Source organism: uncultured Aureimonas sp. (assembly GCF_913775355.1).
Lineage (GTDB): Bacteria > Pseudomonadota > Alphaproteobacteria > Rhizobiales > Rhizobiaceae > Aureimonas.
In genome coordinates this window covers 1-6,529 of sequence record NZ_CAJYIU010000182.1, presented here as the reverse complement: position 1 = coordinate 6,529, position 6,529 = coordinate 1, and the positions used below count along the sequence as shown (strand labels likewise).

General features: G+C 67.3%; 8 protein-coding genes and 1 tRNA gene. 6 read left to right on the top strand and 3 right to left on the bottom strand.

The genetic code is table 11. From position 1 onward, the window contains the following. Together QZ753_RS11515 and QZ753_RS11510 are read left to right on the top strand one after the other, a co-directional pair. Positions 1-504, top strand: a 504-nt coding sequence (locus QZ753_RS11515; protein ID WP_294643863.1) for a GNAT family N-acetyltransferase, incomplete at its 5' end; no start/stop codon positions are given. 64 nt (positions 505-568) lie between these two features. After that, the gene (locus tag QZ753_RS11510) at positions 569-1,525 is read left to right on the top strand and encodes an alpha/beta fold hydrolase (RefSeq protein WP_294643861.1); all 957 of its coding nucleotides are present in this window, start codon (positions 569-571) and stop codon (positions 1,523-1,525) included. 3 nt (positions 1,526-1,528) lie between these two features. On the opposite strand, the gene ilvA is transcribed toward QZ753_RS11510, so the two are convergent. Next, positions 1,529-2,782 (bottom strand): threonine ammonia-lyase IlvA, encoded by a 1,254-nt coding sequence (gene ilvA, locus QZ753_RS11505; protein ID WP_294643858.1) that lies wholly within the window; start codon positions 2,780-2,782, stop codon positions 1,529-1,531. A gap of 348 nt (positions 2,783-3,130) precedes the next feature. Between ilvA and QZ753_RS11500 the strand changes: the two genes are divergently transcribed. Continuing rightward, positions 3,131-3,212: transfer RNA gene (locus QZ753_RS11500), tRNA-Leu, on the top strand. Between the two features lie 259 nt (positions 3,213-3,471). Then, entirely contained in the window at positions 3,472-3,657 is a 186-nt protein-coding gene (locus tag QZ753_RS11495; RefSeq protein ID WP_294643856.1) for a hypothetical protein, read from the top strand. A 61-nt stretch (positions 3,658-3,718) separates the two neighbouring features. On the opposite strand, the gene wrbA is transcribed toward QZ753_RS11495, so the two are convergent. Further along, positions 3,719-4,318, bottom strand: a complete 600-nt coding sequence (gene wrbA / locus QZ753_RS11490; protein WP_294643855.1) for an NAD(P)H:quinone oxidoreductase — start codon at positions 4,316-4,318, stop codon at positions 3,719-3,721. Positions 4,319-4,510: 192 nt separating this feature from the next. Between wrbA and QZ753_RS11485 the strand changes: the two genes are divergently transcribed. Beyond that, positions 4,511-5,257, top strand: a complete 747-nt coding sequence (locus QZ753_RS11485) for a competence/damage-inducible protein A (RefSeq protein WP_294643852.1) — start codon at positions 4,511-4,513, stop codon at positions 5,255-5,257. Between the two features lie 32 nt (positions 5,258-5,289). On the opposite strand, the gene QZ753_RS11480 is transcribed toward QZ753_RS11485, so the two are convergent. Then, the gene (locus tag QZ753_RS11480) at positions 5,290-5,982 is read right to left on the bottom strand and encodes an LssY C-terminal domain-containing protein (RefSeq protein ID WP_294643849.1); all 693 of its coding nucleotides are present in this window, start codon (positions 5,980-5,982) and stop codon (positions 5,290-5,292) included. A 77-nt stretch (positions 5,983-6,059) separates the two neighbouring features. Between QZ753_RS11480 and gpt the strand changes: the two genes are divergently transcribed. Beyond that, a partial coding sequence (gene gpt, locus QZ753_RS11475; protein ID WP_294643847.1) for a xanthine phosphoribosyltransferase occupies positions 6,060-6,529 on the top strand: 470 nt, incomplete at its 3' end.

The following is a 6,529-nucleotide window of genomic DNA, read 5'->3' as shown; positions in this document are numbered from 1 at the left end:
GTCACTCAGCTCGTGATGCACCAGCCTCCCGAGCACCCGACGCCTGCGCCGCGCAACGGCCGGGCCTACGAGGTCCTGAAGGTTCGCCAGATCCCGCTGGCCTACTACCGCTTCCTCTATGCGGCGGTCGGTCGCGGGCATCACTGGACGTCGCGCAATCTCGGCGACGAGGCCTTGGCGCGCGAGATCCATGCACCGAACGTGCGTATGCGCATCCTCTACTGCGACGGCGCGCCGGCAGGCTGGTTCGAGCTCGACGCAGGCCGCGCGCCCCGCGAGACGCGCCTCGTGCATTTCGGCATCATGCCAGAATTTCGCGGCCAGGGCCTCGCGCGTCACCTTCTCGGCCAGGCGATCGTCGCGGGCTTCGAGGAGATGCCGAGCGCACTGACGGTCGAGACCAACACGCTCGATCACCCCGCCGCCCTGCCGCTCTACCGGAAGCTCGGCTTCCGCCCGGTTTCCACGCGCGAAGTCACGACGGCCGCTCATGACGACGACTGACCCCGCTCCCACTTCATCGCAACCGGCCCCCGCGGCTCGCGGCCGCGGCCTTCTCGGACGCGTCGTGCTGGGGCTCGTCGGTCTCGTTCTCGTGGGTCTCGCGCTCGCCTTCGTCTTCGGACCGCGCGAACCAGTCCGACTGACGACGTCGTTCGATCCGGCCGTGATCGGCAGCGATCCCGCCCGCTACCTTGCGGGCGAAGAGGCCAACGTGCCGAACCTTCGCCCGCAGGCGGAGAAGGAGATCGTCTGGGCCTACCCGGCCTCGCGCGCCAAGACTCCGCTCGCGATCGTCTACATCCACGGCTTCTCGGCTTCGAAAGGCGAGACGCGCCCGCTGGCGGATGCGGTGGCGAAGGAACTCGGCGCCAATCTCTTCTACACGCGCCTTGCCGGACATGGGCGCGACGCCGCCGCGATGGAGCAGGCGGCGGTCGGTGACTGGATCGACGATTTCGCCGAGGCAATGGCGATCGGTCGGGCGATCGGCGAGCGGGTGGTGGTGATCGGCACGTCCAACGGCGGAACGCTGGCGACGATCGGCGCCAGCCGGCCCGAACTCTCGGAAGGGCTCGCAGCGCTTGTCGAAATCTCGCCGAACTTCGCCCTTCGCGAATGGCGCTCCTTCATCCTGACGCTTCCCTTCTCGCGCGACCTCCTGCCCTATCTCGGCCCCGCGACCTACGGCTCGGGCAACGGAGCAAACGGCGTCTGGACCACGAACTATCCCTCGGCGGCTCTATTGCCGATGGCTCGGCTCGTGGAGGTGGCGCGTCAGATCGATCCGGCGACGATCAAGACACCAGCGCTGTTCCTGTTCTCGCCGAACGACGCCACGGTGGACCCGCAGGGAACCCGCGAGGTCGCCGCGCGCTGGGGCGGACCGCACGAGGTGATCGAGGTGACCGACAGCACCGATCCGACGCAGCACGTGATCGCCGGCGACATTCGCTCGCCCGCCACCACCGCACCGCTCGCCCGGCAGATCAGCGACTGGATCCGTCGGACGCTCGGCACCTGACGATCAGATCAGAAGATCCGACATGATCTGATTGTCGGTGATGTCCTGATAGCGGATGCCGGAGGCGGCGAAACGCTGGAGCAGCGTGTCGAAGTTCTTGGCGTTGCGGGTCTCGATGCCGAGGAGGATCGAGCCGAAATCGCGCGCCGACTTCTTTAGGTACTCGAAGCGCGAGATGTCGTCTTCCGGGCCGAGCAAGGCGAGGAAGTCCTTCAGCGCGCCGGGGCGCTGAGCGAGGCGCAGGATGAAGTACTTCTTCAGCCCCTCGAAGCGCAGCGCCCGCTCCTTCACGTCCGGAAGGCGCTCGAAATCGAAATTGCCGCCCGACACCACGAGCACGACCGTCTTGCCGCGCACTTCGGACCCGAGCGCGCTCAGGGCGTCGATCGCGAGCGCGCCGGCCGGCTCCAGCACGATACCCTCGACGTTCAGCATCTCGATCATCGTCTGGCACAGCCGCCCTTCCGGGCACAGCAGGACGTGCTCGGGCGTGAAGCGGCTGAGGATCTCGAACGGCAGCGCGCCGATCTCGGCGACCGCCGCCCCGTCGACGAAGCCGTCGACCTGCTCCAGCCGGACACGCCGACGCTCGATGAGGCTGGTGCGCAGGCTCGGCGCACCGAGCGGCTCGACGAGACGGATGTCGGGACCCGCCTGCCCCTCGAAGATCCGCGTCATGCCGCTCGCCAGACCACCGCCGCCGACCGGCAGGATCAGCATTTCGGGATGCTCGTGGCCGAGCTGCTGCATTACCTCGAGCCCGACCGTCGCCTGGCCCTCGACGATATCGGCATGGTCGAACGGCGGCACCATGGCGGCGCCCGTCTCCTCGGCATAGCGGCGGGCGGCGGCATAGCTCTCGTCGAAGATGTCGCCGATGAGTTCGATCTCGATCGCGTCGCCGCCGAACATGCGCGTCTTGGCAATCTTTTGCTGCGGCGTGGTGACCGGCATGAAGACCCGGCCCTTCAGCCCGAAATGCTTGCAGGCGAAGGCAAACCCCTGCGCATGATTGCCGGCGGAGGCGCAGGTGAAGCTCGCGGCGGTCTCGCCCGCCTCGATGCGCTTGCGCATGAAGTTGAAGGCGCCGCGGATCTTGTAGGAGCGAACGGGCGTCAGGTCTTCGCGCTTGAGGAAGATGCGCGCGCCGTAGCGGTTCGACAGGTGCTCGTTGAGCTGTAGCGGCGTTTCGGGAAACAGGTCGCGCAGCGCGCCGAGGGCGGCCTCGACGCCGTGACGGAAATCGACGTTGGTCATGGGTGATCCAGAATACTTCAGGAAAGGCGCGACACGGACCGGTGCGCCATAAGGGTGCGGGGGAATGCCCCCGGCGGTCGGATCGGGACGATGCGCCGGATCGGCGCCGGATCGTCTCCGCCGGACGTGCCCTCGTTGACCGTGCTTATCGGGCGGCGGTCAGCGAAAGGACGCCGGCGCCGATAATGAGGAGAAAGGCTCCGCCGATCGAAGCAACAAATGGCATCGCGCGCTCCCTTTCCCGTGCGTTTCCGTGCTGCGTTCCATGGGCCAACATCACCGACTTGTAAAGTCGCGCACCCTCTTCCGCTAACCGGCCACCCGGATTAGAAGCGGCCGGGGACCGACGCAGGCGTGGCGAAATGGTATACGCGACGGACTTAAAATCCGTTGTCCGAGTGGCATGCGGGTTCGAGTCCCGCCGCCTGCACCCCGGCAAGCCGCGCGTCATCACGCTGGCGGCGAGATCAAATGTTCAGTCCGGGCCGTTTCTTGGGCCTAATCATCAGACCAAATAATCGTCGGCAGAACGTTGGCTGGCGGACTATCGTCAGGCAGATGATAAGCCGACTTACGCCTGCTTAAGTGTCGCAGCGACTTGGCGAGGATTTGTTTGTCTTCCGCGCGGGGACGTGGTCTTCTCGGATCGTTAACGGAGGAACGGCAGCAGCTCGAGAAGGGATCGATCCATGCCCGAGATCAAGCGCATCCCATTGTCCGCCTCGATACCGTCCGACCCCTGGCTGGATTCGGAGAACGAAACCGCGTCCGACCTCCTGCAGCACCTCCAGAGCGACAATCTGGCGCTCGGCCGGCTGCGCGATGCTCTCGTCGCCGACGGCGAGCAGGGCGGATCGACGAACGCCTTTTCCTGACCTGCCGCTACCGGCCGGCGATCCGGCTTCTCTCGCGCGAGAGAAGCCGGAGACTTGGGCGTCAGGCCGTGAGTTTGGCGGCGATCTGAGCGATGTGACGGCCCTGGAACTTCGCGCCGTCGAGTTCGATCGCGCTCGGCTGACGGGAACCGTCGCCGTTGGCGATCGTGGTGGCGCCGTAGGGCGAGCCGCCGACGATCTGGTCCGAGGCCATCTGGCCCTGGAAGGAGTACGGCAGGCCGACGATCACCAGACCATGATGCAGCAGCGTCTTGTGCACCGAGAGGATCGTCGCCTCGTTGCCGCCGTGCTGGGTGGCCGAGGACGAGAACACGCCGCCGACCTTGCCGATCAGCTTGCCCTGCGCCCAGAGGCCGCCCGTGCGATCCCAGAACGAGGCCATCTGCGAGGCCATGTTGCCGTAGCGCGTGGGAACGCCGACGATGATCGCATCGTACTGGGCGAGGTCGTCCGGCTGGGCTTCGGGGAAGTCGTGGTTCGTCTTGAAGTGAGCGGCGGCGACGACCTCGGCCGGCGCGGTTTCGGGCACGCGCTTGATGTCCACCTCGGCGCCGCCGTCGCGCGCGCCCTCGGCCACGGCCTTCGCCATGGTCTCGATGTGGCCGTAGCTCGAATAGTAGAGAACCAGTACCTTCGCCATCGCATCCTCGTCCATTGCCGGAAACTACGTGCGGCGTCCGGGCCTCGCCGTGTGCCGCACTTAGAGCGTTCGCGTTACAAGAATACGAGGCCTCGGCGACGTGACGCACCGTTTACCGATCGGCCAGGTCGGGCGCCCCCTTTCCTTCCGCCGGGTTCCGCCCCAAACCATCGGCTTTGGCGGAGAGAGCGGATGACGGACGCGCAGAAGGTTCACACGGCGGCGATGCTGGCGATCGGAGACGAGCTCCTGTCCGGCCGCACCAAGGACCGCAACATAGCCCATCTCGCCAGCGTCCTCACGCTGGCCGGGCTCGACCTTCGCGAAGTGCGCATCGTGCCCGACGTCGAGGACGAGATCGTGGCGGCGCTCGACGCCCTGCGCACGCGCTACGACTTCGTCTTCACCTCGGGCGGCATCGGACCGACGCACGACGACATCACGGCCGACGCGATCGGGCGGGCCTTCGGTCTGCCGGTGGAGCCGCATCCCGAGGCCGAGCGGCTGCTGGCCGCCTACTACGAAAGCCGGTCCCTGCCCTTCACCGATGCGCGCCGTCGGATGACCCGCACGCCGCGCGGAGCCTCGCTGATCGACAACCCGGTGTCGGTGGCGCCGGGCTTCCACATCGGCAACGTCTTCGTCATGGCGGGCGTGCCCGGCATCTTCACCGCGATGCTCGACAACATCCTGCCGACCCTGCCGACCGGCCCCGTCATGCTGAGCACGGCGATCGCCTGCCCGTTCGGCGAAGGCGACATCGGCGGCCCGCTTTCCGAAATCCAGAAGCGCCACCCGAAGACGGCGATCGGCTCCTATCCGAAGTTCGACGGGCAGCGGTACTCGACCGAACTCGTCGTGCGCTCGCGCAGCGAGGCGGCGCGCGATGCCGCCGCGCAGGAGATCCGCGAGATGATCGAGGGTCTCGCTGCGTCCTGACGGGATGGCGCCCGAGGACCGAGGCCGCTTCCCTATGGACCGGCGATAACGAGGATGCGTGCGTCGCCGTCCGTCCGGTACGGACTGCCCTCGCCGTTCCGCCCGTCCTGCGTCGGTCCGACCCCGGTGACCGTACGGACCTCGGCGACCGAACCCGTGGCGTTGAGATCCGCGACGAGACCGTCGCGCGCGCTATCGATATCGGGCGCGATGTCGTGGGTCACGGCGCCGGTGTAGCGGCTGAAGCCGATCCCGGCGTCGAAGGTCACCGAGCCAAGAAACGACGCACCGTCGCCGAGGGTCGGCTGCGCCCAGAAGCGCACGTGCTGACGGCGGTCGGCGCTTCGCCCGACGGGCTTCTCGAAGGCGACGGTCTCGACATGGCCATCGTAGAGGAGCGGACTGACGGGCGCCTCGAGATACGGCCGGTCGAACAGGACGCTCGCCGCAATGCGCAGGCTCGAGACGATCGTGACAGGATCGGCGGGATGCCAGCCGGCTGCCGCCATGGCGCGATCGAGGATCGCACGATCGCCGACGATCCCGATATTGATCTGGTCGCCGGGTCGTCCCTCGAGCGTCACCGTCACCATCGGTCGCAGGAGGCCGGCGCTGCGCTCGTCGTACCGGGTCCAGATGCGCGGCAGAACGAGATAAGCCGTCAGGCCGTAGGCCGTGAGGACGAGGACGACCGCAAGGAGGCCGTGGGCGAGGATCCGTCGCATGGTGCTTCCCGTCCGGCCGTCTTGCGCCGGCCACGACGACAAGCTATCGCGCCCGTCAGCCTTGAGGAGATCCGCCGATGTCGACGCCCGAAAAGTCCTTCCCCGTCTCCTGGGAGCAGTTCCATCGCGATGCGCGCGCGCTCGCCTGGCGTCTGGCAGGACAGCGGTCGGAGTGGAAGGCGATCGTGTGCATCACGCGCGGCGGGCTCGTGCCGGCGGCGATCATCGCCCGCGAGCTCGGCACCCGCCTGATCGAGACGGTCTGCATCGCCTCGTATCATGAGTACGACACGCAAGGGGAACTGCAGGTCCTCAAGGACATCGCCCCGGCCCTGCGCGAGGACGACGGCGACGGCATCCTGATCGTCGATGACCTGACCGATACCGGCAAGACGGCCGCCCTCGTGCGCGCCATGCTGCCGAAGGCCCACTTCGCCACGGTCTATGCGAAGCCGAAGGGCCGCCCGCTGGTCGACACGTTCATCACGGAAGTCAGCCAGGACACTTGGATCTTCTTCCCCTGGGACCTCGGCCTTTCGTTCCAGGC

Coding starts and splice junctions, on each gene's coding strand:
- ilvA (WP_294643858.1), bottom strand. CDS start 2,782: ATGACCAACGTCGATTTCCGTCACGGCGTCGAGGCCGCCCTCGGCGCG.
- QZ753_RS11495 (WP_294643856.1), top strand. CDS start 3,472: ATGCCCGAGATCAAGCGCATCCCATTGTCCGCCTCGATACCGTCCGAC.
- wrbA (WP_294643855.1), bottom strand. CDS start 4,318: ATGGCGAAGGTACTGGTTCTCTACTATTCGAGCTACGGCCACATCGAG.
- QZ753_RS11485 (WP_294643852.1), top strand. CDS start 4,511: ATGACGGACGCGCAGAAGGTTCACACGGCGGCGATGCTGGCGATCGGA.
- QZ753_RS11480 (WP_294643849.1), bottom strand. CDS start 5,982: ATGCGACGGATCCTCGCCCACGGCCTCCTTGCGGTCGTCCTCGTCCTC.